Source organism: Acinetobacter sp. GW821-FHT01E09 (assembly GCF_059422385.1).
Genome location: NZ_JBWKWU010000001.1, coordinates 911,851 through 937,578, shown reverse-complemented (window position 1 = coordinate 937,578; position 25,728 = coordinate 911,851). Strand labels below are relative to the sequence as shown.

At 40.5% G+C, this 25,728-nt stretch carries 15 protein-coding genes; 5 read left to right on the top strand and 10 right to left on the bottom strand.

Annotated features, from left to right (window positions below; all coding sequences use genetic code 11):
* Window positions 1-261: 261 nt before the first annotated feature.
* Both cysN and cysD read right to left on the bottom strand, forming a co-directional pair.
* Window positions 262-1,875 (bottom strand): sulfate adenylyltransferase subunit CysN, encoded by a 1,614-nt coding sequence (cysN, locus tag AC07U8_RS04280; protein WP_315074670.1) that lies wholly within the window; start codon window positions 1,873-1,875, stop codon window positions 262-264.
* A 130-nt stretch (window positions 1,876-2,005) separates the two neighbouring features.
* Window positions 2,006-2,914, bottom strand: a complete 909-nt coding sequence (gene cysD / locus AC07U8_RS04275) for a sulfate adenylyltransferase subunit CysD (RefSeq protein WP_171066897.1) — start codon at window positions 2,912-2,914, stop codon at window positions 2,006-2,008.
* Window positions 2,915-3,061: 147 nt separating this feature from the next.
* Here cysD and AC07U8_RS04270 point away from each other — a divergent pair, with 147 nt between their 5' ends.
* A complete protein-coding gene (locus AC07U8_RS04270; RefSeq protein ID WP_096733334.1) occupies window positions 3,062-3,508 on the top strand; it encodes a GNAT family N-acetyltransferase in 447 nt (148 codons plus the stop codon).
* A 182-nt stretch (window positions 3,509-3,690) separates the two neighbouring features.
* Here the strand turns inward: AC07U8_RS04270 and AC07U8_RS04265 are convergent, their stop codons facing one another.
* From AC07U8_RS04265 to AC07U8_RS04255, 3 genes are all read right to left on the bottom strand, one after another.
* Window positions 3,691-5,163: a capsule assembly Wzi family protein gene (locus AC07U8_RS04265; RefSeq protein ID WP_096733333.1), complete on the bottom strand. Its 1,473-nt coding sequence runs from the start codon at window positions 5,161-5,163 to the stop codon at window positions 3,691-3,693.
* 201 nt (window positions 5,164-5,364) lie between these two features.
* Entirely contained in the window at window positions 5,365-6,987 is a 1,623-nt protein-coding gene (locus AC07U8_RS04260) for an inorganic phosphate transporter (RefSeq protein WP_056514663.1), read from the bottom strand.
* A gap of 654 nt (window positions 6,988-7,641) precedes the next feature.
* Window positions 7,642-12,939 carry a YadA-like family protein gene (locus tag AC07U8_RS04255; RefSeq protein ID WP_494737388.1) on the bottom strand — a complete coding sequence of 1,766 codons (5,298 nt, stop codon included), beginning with the start codon at window positions 12,937-12,939 and terminating at the stop codon, window positions 7,642-7,644.
* Window positions 12,940-13,198: 259 nt separating this feature from the next.
* Between AC07U8_RS04255 and metH the strand changes: the two genes are divergently transcribed.
* Both metH and AC07U8_RS04245 read left to right on the top strand, forming a co-directional pair.
* Window positions 13,199-16,888, top strand: a complete 3,690-nt coding sequence (gene metH, locus AC07U8_RS04250; protein ID WP_494737387.1) for a methionine synthase — start codon at window positions 13,199-13,201, stop codon at window positions 16,886-16,888.
* A gap of 311 nt (window positions 16,889-17,199) precedes the next feature.
* Window positions 17,200-17,931, top strand: coding sequence for a Fic family protein (locus AC07U8_RS04245; protein ID WP_315074681.1), 732 nt, complete (start codon window positions 17,200-17,202; stop codon window positions 17,929-17,931).
* Between the two features lie 494 nt (window positions 17,932-18,425).
* Here AC07U8_RS04245 and AC07U8_RS04240 read toward each other — a convergent pair whose 3' ends face one another.
* The 4 genes from AC07U8_RS04240 to AC07U8_RS04225 all read right to left on the bottom strand — a co-directional run bounded on the left by AC07U8_RS04240 (window position 18,426) and on the right by AC07U8_RS04225 (window position 22,414).
* On the bottom strand, window positions 18,426-18,719 hold the full coding sequence (locus AC07U8_RS04240) for a cold-shock protein (protein WP_004819352.1): 294 nt from the start codon (window positions 18,717-18,719) through the stop codon (window positions 18,426-18,428).
* Window positions 18,720-18,863: 144 nt separating this feature from the next.
* Window positions 18,864-20,390 (bottom strand): DHA2 family efflux MFS transporter permease subunit, encoded by a 1,527-nt coding sequence (locus AC07U8_RS04235; RefSeq protein WP_004819350.1) that lies wholly within the window; start codon window positions 20,388-20,390, stop codon window positions 18,864-18,866.
* A gap of 6 nt (window positions 20,391-20,396) precedes the next feature.
* Window positions 20,397-21,554 carry an HlyD family secretion protein gene (locus AC07U8_RS04230; RefSeq protein WP_004819348.1) on the bottom strand — a complete coding sequence of 386 codons (1,158 nt, stop codon included), beginning with the start codon at window positions 21,552-21,554 and terminating at the stop codon, window positions 20,397-20,399.
* Between the two features lie 326 nt (window positions 21,555-21,880).
* On the bottom strand, window positions 21,881-22,414 hold the full coding sequence (locus AC07U8_RS04225; protein ID WP_004722808.1) for a thioesterase family protein: 534 nt from the start codon (window positions 22,412-22,414) through the stop codon (window positions 21,881-21,883).
* 99 nt (window positions 22,415-22,513) lie between these two features.
* Between AC07U8_RS04225 and hemB the strand changes: the two genes are divergently transcribed.
* Both hemB and thiO read left to right on the top strand, forming a co-directional pair.
* A complete protein-coding gene (hemB, locus tag AC07U8_RS04220) occupies window positions 22,514-23,527 on the top strand; it encodes a porphobilinogen synthase (protein WP_016539219.1) in 1,014 nt (337 codons plus the stop codon).
* Between the two features lie 157 nt (window positions 23,528-23,684).
* Window positions 23,685-24,821 carry a glycine oxidase ThiO gene (gene thiO, locus AC07U8_RS04215; protein ID WP_494737386.1) on the top strand — a complete coding sequence of 379 codons (1,137 nt, stop codon included), beginning with the start codon at window positions 23,685-23,687 and terminating at the stop codon, window positions 24,819-24,821.
* Window positions 24,822-24,920: 99 nt separating this feature from the next.
* On the opposite strand, the gene AC07U8_RS04210 is transcribed toward thiO, so the two are convergent.
* Window positions 24,921-25,682, bottom strand: coding sequence for a ferredoxin--NADP reductase (locus tag AC07U8_RS04210; RefSeq protein WP_494737385.1), 762 nt, complete (start codon window positions 25,680-25,682; stop codon window positions 24,921-24,923).
* Between the last annotated feature and the right edge of the window lie 46 nt (window positions 25,683-25,728).

The following is a 25,728-nucleotide window of genomic DNA, read 5'->3' as shown; positions in this document are numbered from 1 at the left end:
AAGCTTGCACAGCCGTACCATTCATTGAAGCTCTAAATAGATTTAGCTGAGCACTACAAAAAGTACTAATTGGCTCTTGTTGAGGATGAAAATTTTTAAAATTCCTTCATTTATAGCAAGATATATTCTCTAAGTATTAAACAATGCAAAATTAAAAATGTCTTAATCTATATGATGTTGATTAGTTTTATCTTGTATATATTAAATTTTTGCATCAAAAAACCCACCTTCTGGTGGGCTTCTCTCAATCAATCCAATCTGTTAAAGACGAACCAATTCCACAATTTTTTCAGCCAATTCTTCAACTGCTTCTTGAGCAAATGCTACATCAGCACCCTGTTCAACATCCGTTACCACCACAACACCAGTTTGACGAAGCAATGCAACTTGATCGCTTGATAAACCTGTTTTTGCAATCGCAACAACACCTTGTTGAATCAATAAGCTTTCAAGAGATTGTGCATGTTTAAGTGCTTGAGCAGATACAGCAACCACAGCCGGTTTTTGACCTAAACGTGCAGCACGCGCTTCAGCAGTGACAGGTTCATTGTGTGCAGTCCATTCAACCGCAGCTTCAACCATACCCGCACCAACAGTCACATTACTTAAACGGTCAATGAAAATAAAAGAACCCGTATAACGACTGTCATGATAACGGTCAAATACCACTGGCGCATCAAACTCAATTGTTACATCTGCAATTGCATTTAAATCAAGCTGTTCAACTTGCATTTTTTCCAATGTGTTGACATTGGTACGATAATTAATCTTCGCAACCTTAGCCGGAATGGTTTGTGTACCAAACTTCACATTATAAAGTTTGCCCAACACTAAAGGCTGATCAGTCATCCATACGACTGTTGCACGAGCAGAACGTGAAATGAGCGGTTGCTCACCTGCTTTGACCAAGACATTACCACGCGAAATATCAATTTCATCATTCAAGGTCAAAGTCACTGCTTGACCCGCAATTGCATGTGCTAAATTGCCATCAAAAGTGACTATTTCTTTCACTGTTGATTTCTTACCAGACGGTAAAGCCACAATTTCATCGCCAACTTTCACTTCACCTAAAGCAATCGTACCGCAGAAACCACGGAAATCGAGGTTAGGACGGTTCACATATTGCACAGGGAAGCGGAATTCATGTTTGCTTACATCATGTGTAATTTCAACAGTTTCCAATGTTTCCATCAAGGTTTTACCTTGATACCACGGCGTATTTTCGGATTTATTTACAACGTTATCGCCATTCAATGCAGAAATTGGCGAGAAGATGATATTGGCAGGTTTACGCTCACCCAATTGATTAACAAAATTATTATACTCAACTTGAATTTCATTGAAACGCGCTTCAGAGAATTCAACCAAGTCCATTTTGTTAATCGCAACTACGATATTACGAATACCCAATAGGCTCGCAATAAAGGTATGACGACGAGTCTGTGTTTGTACGCCATAACGAGCATCAATTAAGATGATTGCAAGATCTGCGGTAGATGCGCCTGTGGCCATGTTACGGGTATATTGCTCATGCCCTGGGGTATCGGCAATGATAAACTTACGCTTTTCAGTAGAAAAATAACGATAAGCCACATCAATGGTAATACCTTGCTCACGTTCAGCTTGTAAACCGTCGACAAGCAAGGCCAAATCAGGTGCATCACCTGTTGTACCCACTTTTTTAGAATCACGGGTTACTGCTTGTAATTGATCTTCATAAATCAATTTTGAATCGTAAAGTAAACGACCAATTAACGTTGATTTACCATCATCAACATTACCGCAAGTCAAAAATCTTAACAGGTCTTTATTTTCGTGCTGTTTTAAATATGCCAAGATATCTTGGCTAATTAATTCTGATTGATGAGACATTGCTCAAAGCTCCACAATATTTTGAAATCGGTTGCTATATCTTTAAATCCTCCTAAGTCCTCCGTTTTCTTGCTGGAGTTCCCCCCTCTTTTATAAAGAGGGGTTAGGGGGAGATTCATATAAAAAATACTTAGAAATAGCCTTCTTGCTTTTTCTTTTCCATCGAACCTGCTTCATCATGGTCAATCATACGACCTTGACGTTCAGAGCTTGTGGCTAAAAGCATTTCTTGGATAATTTCAGGCAGTGTTGTTGCTGTTGATTCAACAGCACCTGTCAACGGGTAACAGCCCAAAGTACGGAAACGTACCGATTTCATTTGTGGAACTTCACCTTCTTTTAAACGCATACGTTCATCATCTACCATGATCAACGTACCACTACGTTCAACAACTGGACGTTCAGCTGCTAAATACAAAGGTACCAAAGGAATACTTTCTTGGTAGATATATTGCCAAATGTCTAACTCAGTCCAGTTTGACAATGGAAATACACGGATACTCTCGCCTTTATTGACTTTACCGTTATAAAGATTCCAAAGCTCTGGACGTTGGTTTTTAGGATCCCAACGATGTTTAGCATCACGGAAAGAATAAACACGTTCTTTTGCACGTGACTTTTCTTCATCACGGCGTGCGCCACCAAATGCAGCATCAAACTGATATTTATCCAATGCCTGTTTTAAGCCTTGGGTTTTCATAATATCGGTATATTTTGAGCTACCATAATCAAATGGGTTTACGCCTGCATCTTTACCTTCTTTGTTTTGATGCACGATCAGATCAAAACCGTGTTCTTTTGCCATGTTGTCACGGAATTTAATCATGTCCTTAAACTTCCAACCTGTGTCGACATGCAACAGTGGGAAAGGAAGTTTAGCAGGATAAAATGCTTTTAAAGCAAGATGCAGCATGACAGCTGAGTCTTTCCCGATTGAGTAAAGCATCACTGGATTTTCAAACTCAGCAGCAACTTCACGGATGATATGAATACTCTCAGCTTCAAGCTGTTTTAGATGAGTAAGTCTTTCCTCAGATATAGGCATTGACAGCACCAGCTCACAAAAACGTGTACTTATTACACATATTAAAATTTATATTCATTATAGTGATTTACACCTCAACCCTTTTGCTTGTTTTTTTATATTCATATATAAAAACATCATAAGCAACAACAAGAGATCGGCATGACCACACAAATTATTGCGCTAGAACAGATTGATTTTGAGCAATGGCTTCCACTTTGGCGCGGCTATTTAACATTTTATAAATCACAACTCAGTGACGAACAAATAAGATTATCATGGAAGCGAATCACAAATCCTGAACAAGCTGATATGTTTGGTTTTGCCATCAAAGTAAATGGTCAGGTGGTTGGCTTTGTACATTTGATTGCACATATGAGCATGTGGACAGATTTACCCTATTGTTATCTACAAGATTTATTTGTGGATGAAGCTTTTAGGAATCGAGGTTTAGCACGACAATTAATTGAGCATTGTTATCAGGTCTGCGCAACAAAGTTTGACCGTGTTTATTGGCTCACTCAAGAATCCAATATTAGCGCCCAACACCTTTATGATCGTATTGCGAGTAAAACAGGATTTATCCAATATAAAAAAGCATTAGCATAAAAAAGCTCACCTTTTTCAAGTCAGCCTTTAAAAAAATTGAAGATCTGCATATCAAATAGCTCAACCAACAATTTAAAACTAAAAATCGCTTCTAGAATTTAAAGAAGCGATTTTAGCTTAGTCCCAACTTATCAAACTGTATATGCTTAAAATTAGATATATACAGCCCGACAACTCAGGGCTTAATGGCCGAATAATGCTTTATCTAAAGGAATTTCAATTCCTACAGAAGCACCTGCATCATTGCCATGTACATCAGAATCACTCACCCAGCCATTAATTTTTAATGGCATAGTCGGTTTAATATAATGTGTCCAAGTTAAATCTAATGCTTTAATTTTGTCTTTTTCTGGGAAGGCTAAGTTGATTTGCTTATCACCAAAGAGAGCAGCAGATTGGTTGACTTTGGCATAGATTGCACGACCAGATAAACGATTCATCACATCAAAGCGAATATCACCACCGACAGAAATCATTTCACCATCACCACCCATTGCATGCCCCAATGGGAAACCTTGTTGGTAATAACCATCTTTATAAACATGATGACTATAAGAAACACCTAATGGATCACCATTTGTTTCTGTATTCGCCCATTCAACATAAAGCTGGTACGGCAAATTTTTAAAACTTGAGGAATAGTCAGCACCAGCTAAATACATTTTTTTAGAGGGTAGTAAACCCGCTTCATCTTCCCCAATATATTGCCCATAAAAACTCATCGGAACATTCAGCAAAGATTGAAGATTTAAACGCGCATCAAATCCAGCAAGCTGGTTGGATGGATTACCCACCCCCGTACAGGTGCTATCTGCACACTCATTGTCTTTTCCAATAAAAGCATTCCAATAAGCTTTTGCACTTCCTGGTTGACCTTCCCCATCAATTTGGAAAGCACGTGATGCACCAATTTCTAAATAAGGTAGAGGTTGTGCAGTTAAGCGCAATCCCATTAAACGTGCATCAGGTACAGCCGTATAATCATTTAACTGCCCAGCAAATGCTTGATATTGCCAAGGACCAATCCAAGACAACCATTTAGATTCAAAAGCCTTTTGTTCAGCACGTTGTACAGTAAAACCATAAACTGGACGGCTGGCATCGCCACGAATCAAACTACCATCATGTCCTGGCCCCCAATATGTTGGGATTTGACCCGCAATAACCCACTGATTCCATAGTTTTCCTGCAATGTATGAACCTTCCACATTGACATCTTGGCCGTTATCAATTTGCGGATCTTTTTCACCATTAACACGAAGCTTTGCATCCCAGTTTTCACCGCCTGCATTAAATTCTAATGAACCTACATACTGTGCTTTTGCACTATCCCCAAAAGCTTGAGGAATATTTTTTTGATCAGTTTCAGCAAACAAACCTAATTTTGCGGTTTGATTATCTGCTTTTAGTGCATTTTGAATTGAATCAATAACTTTTTGTTGGGTATTGTTTAAAACTTTTGCTTGAGATAAGGCACGTTGAATTTCATCCCCACTCATTGGCCAAGTCGATGTACTGATTTGAATCACACCTTGCTGATTTAACCAGTTCAAATCTGTGCGAAGATCTTCATTATTTAATACAATTCCCTGTGCAAATACAGGTAAAGACATTCCAAGTAATACAGCAGCACAAAGTGATTTTCTTAAATACATGCTCATTTTTCTCAAGTTTGATTTACAACCACACCTTAATTTTTTTATAAGTTTTTTTCAATGGTGAAATTGTGTTATTCATATTTTAAAATTCCATTATCCAAATAAAAAAAAGTGCACCAAAGTGCACTCATTTTCTTTTAAATTCAGATAATAACGATCATTCAGCTTTTAAAACAATCGCCATCTCTAGCTTTTAAATTAAAATACTTTTAAAAATAGCCAGAATAAACCACCTGATAAACAAATCGTTGCAGGTAAGGTAAAAATCCATGCAGAAAGAATCGTTTTGACTGTTGCAAAATTTAATCCAGTTTTATTGGCAACCATGGTTCCCGCAACCGCACTATTGAGTACATGAGTCGTTGAAACAGGTAAACCAAAACCATCTGCAGCAGCGATTGTAGTCATCGCCACCAGTTCAGCAGACATCCCTTGACCATAGGTCATATGATGTTTACCAATACGCTCGCCCACAGTAACCACAATACGTTTCCAACCCACCATTGTTCCTAAACCCAGTGCCAATGCCACAGCAACTTTTACCCAGTTTGGAATATATTGGAGGAAAGAATCTAAGTTTTTGCGATACTCTTTTACCACTTTGCCTTGAGCTTCATCCATTTTTGGAAGTTGATCAGCTTTATCCAAGCGTTTAAAAGCCGTGGTGCTTAAGTACATATCATTGCGTAATGAAGATACTTCAGCTTCTGGGATATCTTTGAGATCACCAAATTTACCAACGCGCTCCCCCAAATGATCAGTCAAACTGGCCAATGCAGGAACAACTTCAGGATTCATTTCTTTGGTTTGGATAAACTTAGTGATGGTCACACGTGCTTGTTCATCTGGAATATCAGCATGTTGTGCGTAAATTGCCGTCGCGGTTTGACCAGACAATTGTGAGAATGATTGTAAATGTTGTTGGTCTAATCCTCTATTCAACGAATAAGCCAAAGGCACAATACCAATCAAAATCAGCATGATTAAGCCCATACCTTTTTGCCCGTCATTTGAACCATGTGCAAAGCTTACACCGGTACAGGTGAAAATCAGAATTGCACGGATCAAAGGTGGTGGTGGCTTATTGCCTTCAGGGGGTTGGAACAACTCAAGTTGTTTTTTAAATATTTTTTTAACAATCAAAAATACAATTGCTGCAAATGCAAAACCAATCAAAGGAGAAAACAGTAATGCTTTACCCACTTTAAGCACTTGATCCATGTCTACACCACTTGCACCCGTTGAAGCGTGCAAAATGTAGTTCATGATGCCTACACCCAAAATTGAGCCAATCAAAGTGTGAGAGCTTGATGCCGGAATACCTAAGAACCAAGTGCCTAAATTCCACAGAATCGCCGCAATCAGCATGGCAAAAACCATAGCAAAACCAGCGCCACTGCCTACATTCATGATCAGTTCAACAGGAAGTAAGGCAATAATTCCATACGCAACTGCGCCACTGGCAACCATTACCCCAAGGAAGTTACAAAAGCCTGCCCACATCACTGCTACAGGTGCAGGCAATGCATTGGTATAAATCACGGTTGCTACAGCATTGGCTGTATCATGAAAACCATTTACAAACTCAAAACCCAAAGCGATAAATAACGCTGTCGCTAAAAGAATCACTGAATAAAGGCTTAACGGTGGAACATGTGCTAAATCTGCACTAACTTGCACCCCAATATAAATCAAGGTAGCAATGATAATCGTCAGAAACACCGGCATAAAAAATTTCGGTGTTGGTACATGTACATTCGTCGATTTAGCAGCTTGAGACGATTGTGCAGAATCTGAGACGGGAGGTAAATTCGAATTCATGCAGAAAGTTAGCGAATATTAGAATGCGCTTATTGTTCAATTAAATTGTGACAATTATATGACAAATAGAGGTCATATGAAGTGAAATTTATAATTATTTCACTTCAGTATTTCGCTACATAAGCGACAAAATTAATATTTTTATTATTTATAATTAGTATCTTACACTGATAAATTCAATATAACTTAAGCAAAATATTATATTTCAGACTGAAATAATATTTGTAATATTTCAGACCAATTTAAGTTATTCATCATTTGGCATTACCATTTTTCATGAAATTTATGACAAATTGATGAAAAAACAAACATGCTTTTAACTTTATTTTTAAATATTTTCCAATAAATCCCGTTTACTGAATCTATGCAAGTTTAACGCCAACAATTTTCCTTTCACTAAAGTACTCTGCCTGATCAAAAAATCGTCTTGAATTGCATGTGTTAGACAAATAATGTGTGAAAAAATAAAGAGATCATCCAAGTAATTTTTCACACACTTTTTAACAGCTTGCTCTAACAGATTAAGCAATCATTCACTTTTCAATTTCTAGTTTGAATAAAAAACTCAGCGTTCTGTAAACACTGAGTTTTTGACTTAAGATCATCTCGAAAGCTAATTCTGAATGTAAATTGAATACTTGTGTCTAATTAAAATTATTTCCACTGATAGCCCATAGACACGGCACCACCAATATTGCTACGGCTGTCAGCAGAAGCACCCATTTTCCAGACGATCTTATTGCTGTCAGTAATGGCACTCACCCCGATTGCCACAGCAGTTTCACCTCGGTAACCCGAAACACCCGCACTAACCATACTCATACCCGCTTCAGTGGGTTGTGGTAAGTTACCTACCGCCATCGCACCTGCGATACCTGCATAAGTATCGTTACGCAAGTCATCCATGTTTTTATTGGTGTCATAGAAAGCTTGTTCCAGATTACTTACCCGAGTATCTATAGCGCCCAAGGCATCCCCTACATTATGGAAGGTTCCCCCTGCGACATTGTAGGTGGGTGCACCAATCGAACCATCTTTGTTCAGTGTGGAACCGCCACCTAAATGTTGCGCCACACTGCTATTGGTTTGGTGTAATTGTGAACCGTTAATGGCATCCGTAGAGCTTGAGGTAATTTCACCATTTGCTAAACCACTGACTTTATTTGTTGTCCCATCAATCGTGACTTTACCCACATTGACCTTATTCGCTGTCACTTGCTTTGATGTGACTTGATTTGCAGTAACAGAATTTAACTGAATATCCTCTGCTAAAGCCACTTGATAGTTATTTGAACCATCTGCATTGGTACTACTGTTTACAACAGTGTTCTTACCTGCAGACACGCTGGTTTTAGCACCGGCAACCTGTCCATGTATTGAAGCAATTGCATCATGCACATTGTCTTTACCTGTATTTCCAATATTACTGGTTTTGATCGTTCCATCTGGATTAACTTTTGCATTTCCGCCCAATGCATTTGCGACGCTTTCAGCGGTGTCATGTAATTGACTACCATTAATGGCCTGATCAGAATCGGCACTCACCTTACCGTCAGCCAAACCACTGATGGTATTGTTTTGTGAATCAGCCTTAATATTACCCACCGTTACTGAATCAAAACTCACATCATCTTTGGTTGCAACTTGATAATCGGTTGAACCATCTGCCTTAGTGGTTTTCGTTACTTCAGTATTTTTACCTGCACTTACAGTTTCTGTAGAACCTTTAGCTTCATTGGTTTTAGACATTGCAGCCTTTAATTGTGCAACATTGACCGCATCTGTATCTGCTGTACCCGCTGCTACACCAGTAATTTGACGAGTGATCCCCCTTGAGACATCTCCCACAGAAAATGCTGCTGCACTACTTCGCCATGTACTCCCTGTATTGCTAGAACCAAACCCTGTCAATGGATCAAAGCCTGCAATACCCGCCGCAGTATTAGCAACTGAGCCTTTACCAAGTGCAACACTACCTTCCAGCTCGGCACGTGTATCCGTTCCAATCGCAACCGCATCTTTACTCTTGGCAGATGAATTAAGGCCAAGCGCAGTAGCGCCATCTCCTTTTGCACTCGCACCAACACCTACCGCTACAGCAAGTGCTCCACTTGCACCATCATTGTTATAATTACCCGCTTTGTTACCAGCATCATTGATACTCACATAATGAGTCATATCCCCTGCACCAGCATAAAGTTTTTCAACCGCTTGGTTTGTGGCATGTAATTGTGAACCGTTAATAGCATCTGTACTGCTTGCACTAATTTCACCTGCAGCTACATTGATGATTTGTCTTTCACCACCGACTTTACCGACACTGACGACACCATTGACTGTTGATCCTACACCAGCAAAGGCATAATCCTCGCCATTAATGCTGACTTTATCTACTACAGTTGCTACACGATCTGTGGATGCGTTACCTAAGACCACACTGTTGGCTTGGGTCGTTGTGACATTATTGCCAAGGACTTGAGTATTATCTTGAGCAACGTTATTACTCGCACCAATCGCTGTAGAGTTTTTACCAGTTACAGTATTCAAAAAGCCCACTGCGGTAGAAAAATCGGCTTTTGCAGATGCACCATCTCCAATAGCAACTGACGATTCACCACCCGCTAAAGCACGGCCTACAGCTAAAGCATTTTTACCCGTCGCACCATCATTTTTGTAGTTATTACCTTGAGTACCACCATCATTAACACTGAAATAATGTGTAGTTGTTGCAGCCTGAACTGCTTTAAGTTGTGATAGGTTTACTGCATCAGTATCTTGGCTCGCTGCTGCAACATTGCTAATACGGCGTTCTTTTCCAACCGTCCCCACTGACACTTCACCACCCGCGGCATTGGCTGCAACAATCGTAGTACCTAGTGGTACATAAGCAACTTCACTGTTTACATCACGGATCGCCTCACTATTTGCACCCAAAGCAACACTGTTACTAACAGCAGCCTTAGCCCCACTGCCTAGACTGGTCGCATCATCTACATTGCTTAGCCCTTGACCCGCTGCTCGACCCAAAGCAACATTACGGTTGCCTGTAACGTTTTCACCAGCCGAATCACCCACAGCAAGGTTACTATCACCAACAACGTTTACACCCGCATTCACCCCCAATCCAGTGTTGTTATTTCCTGTGACATCACGACCTGCATCATCACCTAAAGCTGTATTTTTTTGGCCTTTGGTATTTTTTCCACTATTCGATCCAACACTGGTATTCCAGCCACCATCATTATTGATACCTGCATTTAAACCAATGGCAATCGCGTTCTCACCAGTTGCACTCGCACCTACACCAACTGCTACAGCATTTTTACCTGTTGCCCCATCATTATTATAATTCCCGCCTTGAGTGCCACTATCATTGATACTGACATAATGAGTTGTATCTCCTGCACCAGCATATAACTTTTCAACCGCTTGGTTTGTGGCATGTAACTGTGAACCGTTAACAGCATCTGTACTGCTTGCACTAATTTCACCTGCAGCAACGTTGATAATTTGACGTTCACTACCCACTTTACCCACACTGACGACGCCATTGGCAGCAGACCCCACACCTGCAAAGGCATAATCCTCGCCATTAATCGTCACTTTATCTATAGTAGTTGCAGCACGGTCAGTCGATTCATTCCCCAAGACAACACTGTTGGCTTGAGTTGTTGTAACATTATTACCGAGGACTTGAGTATTCTCTTGAGCAACCGTGTTTTTATTGCCTAATACAGTCGTATTTTTGGCATTATTCAGTGTATTTTCGTTCCCGAGAACATTATTTTTCTCACCACCACTAACCGTATTTCTAAAACCCGCAGTCAAGGACTTCATACTGTCTGTAATTTTATTAAATGCACCAACAGCTGAACTATATTCACTTGCACTTGAAATCTCGTTGGCGACACCCATACCTAAAGCACGACGACCTTGGATTGTATTATTGGCACCTAAAACGGTAGCTCGCTCTCCTTCTGCGATATTCCAAACACCAAATGCAGAAGACCATTGACCTTTAGTTTTATTTTCCGCACCGACTGCAATAGAACGATACCCCTCAGCATTGTTATAACTGCCTACTGCAACACCAGAGAAATCTTTTACAGTATTGTTAGCACCTAAAGCTAAAGCGTCACTGCCTGTAACATTGTTATTGTGCCCAATTGCAGTACTAGAATTTGCGCTATTACTTAGGGAATTATTGTTACCAATCGCAATACTATTTGCAGCATCGCTGGTGACATTACCAATGGCAATCGCATTCTCACCAGCCGCCTTAGCTCCGATGCCCACAGCTAAAGCATTTTTACCTGTTGCTCCATCATTATTATAATTCCCGCCTTGGGTACCACCATCGTTGACACTAAAATAATGTGTAGTTGTTGCAGCCTGAACTGCTTTAAGTTGTGATAAGTTTACTGCATCAGTATCTTGGCTCGCCGCTGCAACATTGCTAATACGGCGTTCTTTTCCAATCGTACCTACTGATACTTCACCACCCGTTGCATTGGCTGCGACAATCGTTCTACCTAACGGTACATAAGCATCTTCACTGTTTACATCACGAACCGCTTCACTATTCGCACCTAAAGCAACACTGTTACTAACAGCTGCCTTTGCCCCACTTCCTAGACTGGTTGCATCATCTACATTGCTTAGTCCTTGACCCGCTGCCCGCCCCAAGGCGACATTACGGTTACCTGTAACGTTATTACCCGCAGTATCACCAATAGCTACATTGCTATCGCCAGTAACACTATGACCAGACATCTGACCATAAGCTGAGTTACTACTTCCCTTAACCTTATTACCCGCTGTATCACCAAGAGCAATATTACTATTACCTTGGACATTGCGACCCGCATTGATACCAAAAGCACTGTTATAATTACTATCGTTCGTGTTAGTACCCACGCTAGAGCCAGCTCCTGCACCTACTGCTGTATTTTGGTGACCAAAAATATCTTGGCCCGCCACCCGACCTTGAGCAGTGTTTTGGTTCCCTCTAACTCTTTGTCCTGCTGAATCACCTACTGCACTATTGGAATCACCATTGACTTCGCTACCCGCTGTAAAACCTAAAGCAGTGTTACCACTTCCCACACTGTTGTTACCTGCTCCATAGGCTAATGCAGCATTGTAATTCCCTGAAATATTGCTACCTGAACTTACACCAATAGCCACATTACTATCACCAGTAACACTACGACCAGACAACTGACCATAAGCTGAGTTACTGCTTCCTCTAACCATACTGCCGGAGTCGAGTCCAGTCGCAGTATTTGAGTTACCAATCACATCAACACCTGATGTTCGCCCCAAAGCAGTGTTATGACTTCCCGCTACATCACCGCCAGCCGATGCACCAGCAGCAAGATTAGTTTCACCCGTAACTTTTACACCTGCACTCGCACCCAATCCTATGTTGCCATTTCCTGAGACATCACGACCAGCATAGTCACCCAAAGCTGTATTTCTTTGTCCTTTGGTGTTATGCCCACTGTTTGATCCAACACTTGTATTCCAACGACCATCATTGTTTGTACCTGCGTTCATACCAATCAGTACATTGGCATCCCCATCGGAAATATTTCCATTCCCCGCATTGAGGCCGATCACCACGGCACGACCACCCATTGCTTGTGCTCCAGAACCGATGGCAATATCATTTTCACCAGCCGCCTTAGCGCCTACACCTACAGCGATCGCATTGAGACCTGTTGCTCCATCATTATTATAATTTCCCCCTTGAGTACCTCCATCATTGATACTGACATAGTGATCAGCCGCCCCTGCCATACTCGACATAGTCAATGCTGAAATTGCCAATAACGCACCTGCAACAGTTGTTTTAGCTGAAGATCGTTTACCCCGTGTCTTGGATACCTCAGAAATCGCACACCAAGTGCCCAAAGATTCATTCCAAACGATTTTATAGACCTTATTCATTTTCTTATCTCACATTTATAATAAATTATGTGATTAATTTAACACTCACAATTAAGGTTTCAATGTTTTTCTTCGATTGTGCAAAAAGATCATGAATCACCATAAATGCATGATTTTTTAGAATGAATTATTTGAATTTTTTTAAATTGTCTCGATCAAAAATCTGTCATCAGGAAGTATGTCAAGATTGGTACCTTGAAAGTCTACATTCTGATAATATATCGGCTATTTTTAAAATCCGATTTTATTGAGAGTTTTAATGTCCACGCTTACCACGTTAAAAGAGCTTCTTGCCAAACGCATCCTAATTATTGATGGTGCAATGGGAACTATGATCCAACGCCATAAACTGGAAGAAGCTGATTACCGTGGTGAGCGTTTTGCTGACTGGGCATCTGATTTAAAAGGCAACAATGACCTTTTGGTGTTAACTCAGCCACAAATTATTCAAGGCATCCATGAAGCTTACTTAGATGCTGGTGCTGACATTATTGAAACCAATAGCTTTAACGGCACACGTGTTTCAATGTCTGACTATCACATGGAAGACTTAGTCCATGAGATTAACTTTGAAGCGGCCCGTCTAGCCAAAGCTGCTTGTGAAAAATACTCAACCCCTGACAAACCACGTTTTGTTGCTGGGGTATTGGGACCAACATCACGTACTTGCTCTATCTCACCAAATGTGAATGATCCCGCGTTTCGTAACATTACCTTTGATGAACTCAAAGAAAATTATATTGAAGCCACACATGCTTTAATTGAAGGTGGCGCAGACATCCTTCTCATTGAAACGGTGTTTGATACCTTAAACTGTAAAGCAGCAATTTTTGCGGTAAAAGAAGCCTTTAAACAGCTTGGCCGTGAATTACCACTGATGATTTCAGGCACAATTACTGATGCTTCTGGCCGTACCTTAACAGGACAAACCGCAGAAGCATTCTGGAACTCTGTTCGTCACGGCGATTTATTGTCGATAGGATTTAACTGCGCCTTGGGTGCAGATGCCATGCGTCCACATGTCAAAACTGTATCAGATGTTGCCGATGTTTTTGTTTCAGCGCATCCAAACGCTGGCTTACCGAACGCATTTGGTGGCTATGATGAAACACCAGAAGAAACAGCAGCCTTCCTAAAAGAATTTGCTGAAAGTGGTTTGATCAATATCACTGGTGGCTGTTGTGGTACAACACCTGACCATATTCGTGCCATTTATAATGCGGTCAAAGACATACCACCGCGTAAAATTCCTGACATCAAGCCTGCATGTCGCCTCAGTGGTTTAGAGCCATTTAATATTTATGACGACTCATTGTTCGTCAATGTCGGTGAACGTACCAATGTCACGGGTTCTAAAAAATTCCTCCGTTTAATCCGTGAAGAAAACTTTGCAGAAGCACTTGATGTTGCTTTACAGCAAGTGGTTTCAGGTGCACAAATCATTGACATCAATATGGATGAAGGAATGCTCGATTCGCAAAATGCGATGGTACATTTCTTAAATCTGGTTGCATCTGAGCCTGAAATTTCTAAAGTGCCGATCATGATTGACTCCTCTAAATGGGAAATCATTGAAGCAGGGCTAAAATGTGTACAAGGTAAACCTGTTGTTAACTCGATTTCCTTAAAAGAAGGTTATGACGAGTTTGTCCATAAAGCACGTTTATGCCGTCAATATGGTGCTGCTGTCATTGTGATGGCATTTGATGAAACCGGTCAGGCAGATACTGCTGCACGTAAACGTGAAATCTGTAAGCGTTCTTACGATGTGCTCGTTAATGAAATCGGTTTTCCTGCGGAAGACATTATTTTTGACCCGAACGTTTTTGCTGTCGCAACAGGGATTGAAGAGCACAATAACTATGCAGTGGACTTTATTGAAGCAACAGGCTGGATTAAACAAAACTTACCACATGCCATGATTTCTGGTGGTGTGTCGAACGTATCATTCTCTTTCCGTGGCAATGAACCTGTCCGTGAAGCCATTCACTCTGTATTCCTTTACTATGCCATCAAACAAGGCATGACCATGGGGATTGTCAATGCGGGGCAGATGGCCATCTATGATGATATTCCTAAAGAGCTGAAAGCCGCTGTTGAAGATGTCATTCTCAACCAGAATCAAGGTGACAGCGGTCAAGATGCAACTGAAAAATTGCTTGAAGTTGCTGAACAGTACCGTGGTCAAAGTGCTGCCCAAAAACAAGTTGAAAACCTTGAATGGCGTAATGAACCTGTTGAAAAGCGTCTTGAATATGCACTGGTCAAAGGGATTACCAGCTTTATCGATGAAGATACTGAAGAAGCCCGCTTAAAGTCCAAACGTCCACTTGATGTGATTGAAGGTCCATTGATGGATGGCATGAATGTGGTCGGTGACTTATTTGGTTCAGGTAAAATGTTCTTACCTCAAGTGGTCAAATCTGCACGCGTGATGAAGCAAGCCGTAGCATGGTTAAACCCGTACATTGAAGCTGAGAAAACAGGCAGCCAATCTAAAGGTAAAGTGTTGATGGCGACTGTAAAAGGCGATGTACACGATATTGGTAAAAACATTGTCGGTGTTGTACTGGGGTGTAATGGTTATGACATTGTTGACCTTGGTGTCATGGTGTCTTGCGAGAAAATTTTACAAACTGCGATTGATGAAAAAGTCGATATTATCGGCTTATCAGGTTTGATTACCCCATCGCTTGATGAAATGGTGTTTGTTGCAAAAGAAATGCAACGCAAGGGTTTTAAAATCCCACTGTTGATTGGTGGTGCAACCACATCGAAAGCACATACTGCAGTAAAAATTGATCCGCAATACTCAAATGATGCGGTGATCTATGTTGCAGATGCTTCTCGTGCGGTCGGTGTTGCAACCACCCTACTGTCTCCTGAAATGAAGCCTAAATTTGTCGATGAACATCGTGCTGAATATGAAAAAGTACGTGAACGTATTGCCAACAAGCAACCAAAAGCAGCTAAATTGTCGTATACAGAATCCATTGAAAATGGTCTAAAAATTGACTTTGCCGCCAATCCACCAGTAAAACCAAACTTTATTGGTTTGCAAACATTGACCGATTATCCTCTTGATACATTGGTGGAATATTTTGACTGGACCCCATTCTTTATCTCTTGGAGTTTGGCGGGTAAATTCCCGAAAATTTTACAAGATGAGATTGTCGGTGAAGCTGCAACTGATTTATATAATCAGGCTCAGGCAATGTTAAAAGACATTATTGATAATAAACGTTTCGATGCGCGTGCCGTTTTTGGGATTTATCCTGCAAACCGTTCAGCAGCAGACTCCGTTGAAGTCTTTAATGAAGATGGTCAATCTGTAACCCATACCTTCCATCATATTCGTCAGCAATCAGATAAAGTCACAGGTAAACCGAATTTGTCTTTGGCTGATTTTGTTGCAACCAAAGCACAAGCCAAAGACTACTTGGGCGGTTTTACCGTTTCAATTTTTGGTGCGGAAGAAATGGCACATGAGTATAAAGCCAAAGGGGATGATTACTCCGCCATTCTTGCTCAGTCTTTGGGTGATCGTTTTGCTGAAGCGTTTGCAGAACATTTACATGAACGTATTCGTAAAGAGTTCTGGGGATATCAGGCAGATGAACAACTCTCTAATGAAGAATTAATTAAGGAGAAGTATGTCGGTATTCGTCCTGCACCGGGCTACCCAGCTTGTCCTGAGCATTCTGAAAAGGCGTCTTTGTTTGATTGGTTAGGCACCACGGATAAGATTGGTACCCAATTGACCAGCAGTTTTGCAATGTGGCCACCATCAAGTGTTAGTGGTTTCTACTATGCCAACCCACAGTCTGAATACTTTAACGTGGGTAAAATTGCGTTAGATCAGCTAGAAGATTATGCAAAGCGTAAGAATTGGACTTTGGATGAAGCCAAACGTTGGTTAGCTCCGAATTTGGATGATTCGGTTTCTTAATTCGAAACCCTTTTATAAAATAAGAGCAAGTCCCTTTTTATTAAAGAGGGACTTGTACATAAATTGGGAGGCTTGATAGATGCCTCCGTTCAGTAAAAAGTTGATTTTAAATCCTTAACACTTTATTAAAAATAAATTTTAAATAATTGAATTTTATAATGATTAAACAACCCAAAGCATACTTTAATTAACGACTCTAATGCCTACAATAGCTCTCCTCGCCATACAGCGAATGATAGAGGTAGCGGTTAGATTTTATTGCAATCATTTTTTCATGTATGATCATTTTATTTCGTCTGTAGAGATAAAACATGTTTGAGATCATTGATGATTTAAAAGCTAAATTAGATCAGCATCGACCTCTTTCATCTACAATTGTCAAAAATCTACACGAAGACCTCATATTACGTTGGACTTATCACTCCAATGCCATTGAAGGCAATACTTTAACCTTGTTAGAAACTAAGGTTGTCCTTGAAGGAATTACGATAGGTGGTAAAGCATTAAGAGAGCATTTTGAAGCGATCAATCATCGTGATGCAATTTTGTATGTTGAAGATATTATCAAAAGGCAAGAACCCTTTTCAGAATGGCAAATTCGTAATATTCATCAATTCATCTTAAAAAATATTGATGATGAAAATGCTGGGCGATACCGTCAACAAAATGTCTTAATCTCAGGTGCTACGACTACCCCACCAGACCACACATTGCTCAATGATAAAATGGCTCAGTTTATTGATTGGTATAATCGTGATGCTCATAAATTACATCCAGTTGAACGAGCAGCCAAAGTTCATGCAGATTTCGTAGCGATCCATCCCTTTGTTGATGGAAATGGTCGCACATCTCGCTTATTGATGAACCTTGAATTGCTTAAAGCGGGTTATCCACCAAGTGTAATTACTGTAGAAAATCGATTAGCTTACTATGAAGCGTTAGATCAATGGATGGCGAATGATGATACTGGACCATTTATTGATTTGATTGCTAATGTCGTATTGGATGGGTTTAAACCTTATCAGATAATTTTAGGAATTTAAGGGGAATCCCTATCCACAATAATCCATAGGATCATTCAAGATGGGATGGCCCAATAATTTACTCTGATCCTGTTCATACACAAAAGCCAATAGATAGCTGGCAAAACATTAAATTTAATTGGTCTTTTAGAGATACAAGGCATTTAAATCAAATGCCCTTGAAACCAAATATCTATTAACCTGAGTTCGATATAAAACTCTTGATGAAATATGATACTCGGAAACGTCATCCGCAACTGTCTGAGGCAGGACTTCATTGATAAAGTATTGTTTCTGCGATTCATTGAATCCGTTGCTGGTGGTCGACGAGTTTTGCGGTAAGCAGCGATGTAGCTGCGCAAGATGGTTACCCTTGAGGAGCTTAGCTCCTCATGTCGAAACAAAAGTAGGGCGAGCCGCAGGCTGATCCTGAAATTGAATGAGAATTCAGTAAGACTCCGCCAAGATCATTTTTTTCAGTAAGTTAAAGGTGTAATAAGGTCGAGCCCACGTTATTACTTTCTAAAATTAGACAACAAATTATTAGTAATCGACTTATTGTTTTCAACAATTCTGGTCTTTTTGGCTTTTGCTGATTGATCTTCAACACGCTCAATTTTGGTTGCTTTTAACTTGCCGTTATTTTCAACAACGATAAATTTAACTCTTTCATTTCGCTTTGGCTCACCCTCTGCAAGCGGAAAATCCGAAATATGAAAGAAAATATCTTGTTCAAGTCCACCAATAAAGCCAAAGCCTCTATCGGCATCGTATTGTTTGATTTTTCCTTGCTGGAATTCAGGCTTCATACATATTACTCATCGCGGTACACAATCGGTGTATTATACCCTGATCTTGATCAATAGATAAAATAGCAAAAAATAGTCTTGATCTGTTGTCATTGTAGCGATAAAAAAGCCCACTTTTCAGTAGGCTTCTATACAACTTAAATTCTAATGTGCATGCCCTGCGCCGACATTACCTTTTGGTTTTGGACATAACCAAATAATCAATCCTGCAAAAATAAAGATCATCGCAAAGATCAAAAACACATGATTAACCGAAAGCGTTAAAGCCTCTTTATCCACCAAGTTGGAAATGGTACCCAACGCCATTTCAGGACTAAAACCACTGTTGACCAAGTTACGCTGAGTTTCCTCAACATGCATAGTCGACACGATTTCACTACGTGCCAGTTTGGTATGATCATCCCAAATGGTCACCGCAATAGATGCACCAATTGCCCCTGCCATGGTTCGCATAAAGTTCATCAAACCCGCAGCAGAAGCCACTTCATCTGGACGTACTACACCTAAAGCAATATTAGACAGTGGGATAAAGAAGAACGGTACCGCAAAACCTTGAATAATCTGTGGTAACGCCAGCGCCATAAAGTCAGCATCACTGGTCCAAAATGAACGCATTAATGTGACGCCACCCAAAATCATCAGCCCAAAACTCGACAAGGCTCTTGGGTCATATTTAGTCGCAAGTTTGGCAACCACAGGCGACATCATCAAGCTACCAAAGCCCATTGTCGCCGTCAGATAACCTGCCCAAGATGCGGTATAGCCCAAGTTAATCTGTAACCATTGTGGAATGAGTACAATACTGCCAAAGAATGCCGCAAAGGCAAAAGCCAATGAGATTGTTGCAATGGTAAAACCACGGTATCGGAAAATTTGTATATTGACGATGGGATGTTTTTCATAATATTCCCAGATGAAAAAGGCAATAAATCCAACCACCAAAATCACAGCCAAAATACAAATAAAGCTGTTATTAAACCAATCTCGCTCATGCCCCAAATCGAGCATTAACTGTAATGCGCCAATCCAAACGATCAGCAGCGTTAGACCAATGGTATCAATCGGGAGTTTAGCAATTGGTGTTTCAGCAACTTTTAATAGGCGCATCACCCCAACAGCACAAATCACACCCACTGGAATATTGATAAAGAAAATCCAATGCCATGACCAGTTATCACTGATCGTACCACCTAAAATAGGACCTAGAATCGGTCCAACAACCGTCGTCATTGCCCACATCCCCATTGCTTGAGAATGCTTTTCGGGTGGGAAAATACGCATCAACAAAGTTTGACTGAGTGGCATGATTGGACCACCAAATAAACCTTGTCCGATACGACAGATCACTAACATCGCCAAACTATTGGATAAGCCACAAAGAATTGAAAATGTGGTAAAGCCAATCAGACTGATGGTAAATACCCGAACAGCGCCAAAGCGTCCTGCAAGCCAACCGGTTAAAGGTACACAGATGGCTTCAGCAACGGCATAGGAGGTAATCACCCAAGTCCCTTGAGAACTTGATACTGCTAAACTTCCGGTAATATGGGGCACAGAAACATTGGCAATGGTCATATCCAGTACGACCATAAAATTGGCAAGTGCTAAAAAGAAGGCGGCGAGAAGTAAGCGCCCACCTTTAAGCTCACTTTGAAACGTTGCTGTATTCATAAGTGATTACTTCGCTGAAGAGGTATCAACCTCAGCATTCATGGATAAACCCACACGTAATGGATGCTCAGCCAACTCTTTAGGATCGAGTTTGATACGTACAGGAAGACGTTGAACCACTTTAATCCAGTTACCTGTCGCATTCTGTGCAGGAATCAACGCAAATGCTGAACCTGTACCACCAGAAAAGCCGATCACCGTACCGTGATACTCTACTTTCTTGCCATAGAGGTCTGAAGTGAGGGTTGCCTTCTGACCAACTTTCACATTTTGCAACTGACTTTCTTTAAAGTTTGCATCCACATAAAGTTCAGCCAAAGGAACCACTTTCATCAAACTTGTCCCAGGTGCAATACGCTGTCCCACTTGAATACTACGACGAGCAATCACACCATCTAACGGCGCTTTAATTTCTGTACGTTGTAAATCTAAAAGTGCTTGATCGAGTTTCGCTTGAGCCACCAATACATCAGGGGTTGAACTTTGTGAGGTCCCCCGAATTAAAGCTTCATTGGCATCTAAATTACTTTGTGCAGCTTTACGCTTAGATTCTGTTTGCGCCAATGCTGCCTTTGCCACATCGACATTTGCTTTGGCATTGTTTAAAGCACTTTGTGCTTTGCTAAATTCTTCTTTAGAGATTGCACCTGTCGCGCTTAACTGCTGACGGCGTGCAAATTCTTGCTGTGCTTGTTGATATGCCACATCGGCTTGTGCCACTTGTGCTTTGGCACTGTTAATATCATCTGCACTGACTAAAATCTGTGAGGACAAGGAACTGCTATTTGCCGAGCTTTGGGTATATTGACGCTTAGCTTTGGTCAACGCCGCTTCAGCTTCTGCAACAGCGATTTTTGCATCACGATTATCAATAATCGCAAGTACATCGCCTTTTTTCACTTGTTGAGTATCACTGACCAAAACCTCAGCAACTTGTCCGCTGACCATTGAGGTGATTTCAGCAGTTTCAGCACCGACATAGGCATTGTCCGTTTCAACAATATTGCCAAAAATAAAAGCCCAAATTGCATATAGAATTGCAGCTACAACAACAATAATGGCAAAAATCTTCAGCATTTTTTTACGTTTTTGTTTGGCTTCCAAATCCGCTTGCGCTTGATTTTCATCATTTGGAGAGGCATTCGTCGTTTGCGCGTCAGTCATCGCATGTTCCTAGCTTACTTAGACTTGTCAAAACATCTTTGCATTTTGGAGATATAAACTGAAAAACTGCTTAATCATATCTATATGACGTTGCTTGATGGTTGAATAAGTCAACTTCTTAAAATTGTGGTGCCCAATTTTACAGGTAAAAATCATATTATGAGAATAAAAATATTACTCTATAGTTTATCTTTATAAAAGAGGGCAATCTTATTGATATTCATATTTTTTTGAAAAAAAATAAGCCAGCAAAAAATGTATTTTACTGGCTTATATTGACACAATGAATACAAAAGTGTACTGATTAGTACACTTAGTCAGCTTGATCAATAGGCATAAGAAGCAATGGCTGTCGCAATCGCCTTACCTTCATTATTGAACATGGTCATACGCATGGTGCAACCTTTTCGCCCCATTCTCAAAGTTTCAGCTTTGGCAATAAAGTATTCACCGCGCCCAGGTGCAAGATAATCCACACGCATATCAACTGTCGCTAAACGAGAAACTTTCTTTAATGTGTCTGGCAACTGGTCTGGCTCTGCACGTTTATACAACTCCCCCATTGCTACAATTCCACCAATACTATCCAACAATGTCGCGGCCACACCACCATGTAAAATTTGAAATGCGACATTGCCAATCAAATACGGTTTCATTTCGATATAGCCTTCAATCTCATCATTAACAACACGCATTTGCATATTGTTATGTGAAAAATAAGGCGAACCATTAAACGCTTTAGTGAGTTGGTTAAGCACCACATTTAGATCTGCTTTCGCACCTAAATGTAAATTACCAGTCCACTTTTTTTGCGATTCGCTAGGCGCAGAATCAGTTTTAGAAGAATCACTCATCATCATTTCGAAACCAATATTGAGAAAAATTTTCAGCTTTTTCCCAAAAAATATATGAAAGGGCTACAATATATGCCTAGTTTAATACTGAACATCGAGATTGTTATGACTTATACGTTCAATCGTCCTGCTTTTCCAGCTACTCGTATGCGCCGTATCCGTAAAAACGATAAGCTTCGAGCAATGGTAAGAGAGACTCAACTCACAGCAGATCATCTCATTTATCCAGTATTTGTACTTCCGGGACAAAACCAAAGCCAAGATGTACCAAGTATGCCAAATGTTCAACGATTGTCAGCAGACTTATTGTTGAAAAAAGCAGAAACCCTATTAGAACTTGGTGTATCAAAACTTGCCTTATTCCCTGTTACACCACAACAAGACAAAAGTTTAACAGCTGAAGCTGCGTGGCATGAAGATGGTTTAGTTCAAAATACTTTACGTTTGTTAAAAAAAGAACTGCCTGAGATGGTACTCATCACGGATGGTGCATTAGATCCTTATACCACACATGGTCAGGACGGCATTATTGACGATACAGGTTATGTATTAAATGATGAAACGGTTCAATGCCTGATCAAACAAGCCTTAAGCCATGCTGAAGCAGGTGCAGATGTGATCGCGCCAAGTGACATGATGGACGGCCGTATTGGTGCAATCCGCCAAGCTTTAGAAAGTAACGATTTTATTTATACCAGCATCATGGCGTACTCTGCAAAATATGCGTCTAGTTTCTACGGTCCTTTCCGCGATGCAGTTGGCTCATCATCCAACCTAAAAGGTGGTAATAAGTATAACTACCAAATGGATGTCGGTAATCGTGCTGAAGCACTGCATGAAATCGCCCTTGATATTCAAGAAGGTGCGGATATGGTGATTGTCAAACCCGGTATGCCGTATTTGGATGTGGTACGTGAAGTTAAAGATACCTTTGGTGTCCCGACCTTTGTTTATCAAGTCAGTGGTGAATATGCCATGCTTGCAGCAGCCATCCAAAATGGCTGGTTATCTGAAAGCGTGATTATGGAATCCTTGATGTGCTTCCGTCGTGCAGGTGCAGATGGTATTTGGACCTATTATGCAGAAGATGCAGCACGTCAATTAAAAGAGATGAAGTAAATCATCCCTCCCTTACTGAACTCATGGTTCCTCACCTTTTAAAAGGGAGGAGCCTATGACTGATTCAGTCGTGAATGGAAAGTCCCCTCTTTCAAAAGATAAGCAGTATTGCTTTTGCAGGTGGGGATTAAAAATCTAAATTGGTACAGAATACACAATGCATATCGCCATTATTGGTGCTGGAGTAAGTGGCTTACTCAGCGCGCTTGAGCTTGTTGAACAAGGCTGCACCATCACCCTGTTCGATCAACAACATGCTGGACATGCTGCTTCATGGGCGGGTGGCGGTATTCTGTCACCCATGTATCCGTGGAGATATCCCAATGAAGTCAATCATCTGGCACAACACGGCAAACAACTTTACCAACAATGGAATGAGAAACTACAACCTAAAACAGGGATAGACTTTCAAATCCATGACACAGGAATGTTAATTTTTGATGAAGCAGATTTTGAGCTTGGACTGAATTATAAAGACCAGTATCAAGAACCGATGCAGCATTGTGAATACCTGCAAAGAGAGCAGCTTGAAACCGTCAACCCCCATATTTCAGCACAGTTTCAACATGCAATTTATTTTCCACATTTAGCCAATGTTAGAAATCCACGGCTTCTTAAATCACTGATCAGCTATCTCAAACAACACCCTCAAGTTGAAGTGTATGAAAATACATGGATCGAAAAATTTAATATTCAAAATCAAAAAATTCAGTCTGTTGAAAGTACCAATGGACAACGTTTTGTCGCAGACCAATTTGTGATTGCGACGGGTGCATGGTCACATTGCTGGGCAGAACAATTACAGCTTTCAATCCCAGTAGAACCCGTTCAGGGACAAATGATGTTATTTAAAACCCCGGAAAACTGGTTACCCACCATGTGTATGAACAATGTGATGTATTTGATCCCACGCCGAGATGGTCATATCGTATGCGGTTCAAGCATGGACCATATCGGATTTGATAAGCGTCCAAATGTACAAACACAACAAAATATTTATAAAGCCTGTATCGAAATGGTCCCTGAATTGGCAAACTTCCCCATCGTCAAGCAATGGGCAGGATTACGTCCAAGTTCACCGACAGGCATTCCATATATTGGAAAAATGCCTGAACTGAATAACTTATGGGCAAATTTTGGACATTACCGTAATGGCTTATGTATGGGACCTGCTTCAGCACAGTTATTAAGACAATTGATGCTCAATCAAGATACATGTGTTGATGCAAAAGCTTATTCAACCGAGCGATTAACAGCATATACACCACTCACTCAGCAATTATCTTTTAGCTAAAAAGTGTTTGGTTCTGACATGAAAGAATTTAAGAGAAGACGCTTAGTCGCTTCTCTTATCTAAAATGATTGATAAAATTGCTGCTGGCGATCAAGCGATTTACCAATAATTCTCTACAGCAATATTGCCTTCACCGCGACGATTCATCGTCAAACCACGGGCTTTTAATGCGGCTTTGGTATCATCTACCATTTGTGGGTTTCCACATAGCATGACATGAGTAGTCTCTGCATTGAATTTTAAATCAGCGGCTTTTTCCAATTCACCATTTTCAATCAAAATCGGTAAACGATCATGTAAGGCTGCATTGGGATCACGCGTAACAATCGGGATAAATTTAAAACCTGTATGCCCCTCACCAAAAAGCTGGGCAATTTCTTGGATCCGATCAACATAAGCCAATTCAGATTCAGTTCTTACGCTATACACCAGATTAATTTTTTCGTACTTTGACCAAGTTTCAAAATCTTGTAGCATCGAAATAAAAGGTGCTAAACCTGTACCTGTTGCCAACAACCACAAATCTTTAGGCAGCGGCAATTGATAACGTGCTAAAGTTAAGAATCCATAGGGAATTTTTTCCAAATAAAGCGCATCACCAACTTGTAAATGCTGTAAATTGGAGGTAAATGCACCATCAGGAACAACGATTGAAAAAAATTCGAGTGTTTCATCAAATGGGGATGAAACCACGGAATATGCCCTTACCACCAAATCATCACCCACTTTTAAACCAATGCGAGCAAATTGCCCTGCGGTAAACTTAAAATGGGCAGGTCGAGTCATGGTGAAACTGAAAAGTGTATTAGTCCAACGCTGAACAGACAAAACCTTTTCTATGCTAAATTTTTCAATTGACATGATTTCTTCGTGGCATGAAACATAGTCCTCATGGTAGCATGACTAT

Bases quoted from the DNA above. Each gene is read 5' to 3' on its own strand.
- AC07U8_RS04235 (WP_004819350.1), bottom strand. From the start codon at position 20,390: ATGAATACAGCAACGTTTCAAAGTGAGCTTAAAGGTGGGCGCTTACTT.
- AC07U8_RS04230 (WP_004819348.1), bottom strand. From the start codon at position 21,554: ATGACTGACGCGCAAACGACGAATGCCTCTCCAAATGATGAAAATCAA.
- AC07U8_RS04255 (WP_494737388.1), bottom strand. From the start codon at position 12,939: ATGAATAAGGTCTATAAAATCGTTTGGAATGAATCTTTGGGCACTTGG.
- AC07U8_RS04260 (WP_056514663.1), bottom strand. From the start codon at position 6,987: ATGAATTCGAATTTACCTCCCGTCTCAGATTCTGCACAATCGTCTCAA.
- AC07U8_RS04210 (WP_494737385.1), bottom strand. From the start codon at position 25,682: ATGTCAATTGAAAAATTTAGCATAGAAAAGGTTTTGTCTGTTCAGCGT.
- AC07U8_RS04270 (WP_096733334.1), top strand. From the start codon at position 3,062: ATGACCACACAAATTATTGCGCTAGAACAGATTGATTTTGAGCAATGG.
- thiO (WP_494737386.1), top strand. From the start codon at position 23,685: ATGCATATCGCCATTATTGGTGCTGGAGTAAGTGGCTTACTCAGCGCG.
- hemB (WP_016539219.1), top strand. From the start codon at position 22,514: ATGACTTATACGTTCAATCGTCCTGCTTTTCCAGCTACTCGTATGCGC.
- AC07U8_RS04225 (WP_004722808.1), bottom strand. From the start codon at position 22,414: ATGATGATGAGTGATTCTTCTAAAACTGATTCTGCGCCTAGCGAATCG.
- AC07U8_RS04240 (WP_004819352.1), bottom strand. From the start codon at position 18,719: ATGAAGCCTGAATTCCAGCAAGGAAAAATCAAACAATACGATGCCGAT.
- metH (WP_494737387.1), top strand. From the start codon at position 13,199: ATGTCCACGCTTACCACGTTAAAAGAGCTTCTTGCCAAACGCATCCTA.
- AC07U8_RS04265 (WP_096733333.1), bottom strand. From the start codon at position 5,163: ATGTATTTAAGAAAATCACTTTGTGCTGCTGTATTACTTGGAATGTCT.
- AC07U8_RS04245 (WP_315074681.1), top strand. From the start codon at position 17,200: ATGTTTGAGATCATTGATGATTTAAAAGCTAAATTAGATCAGCATCGA.
- cysN (WP_315074670.1), bottom strand. From the start codon at position 1,875: ATGTCTCATCAATCAGAATTAATTAGCCAAGATATCTTGGCATATTTA.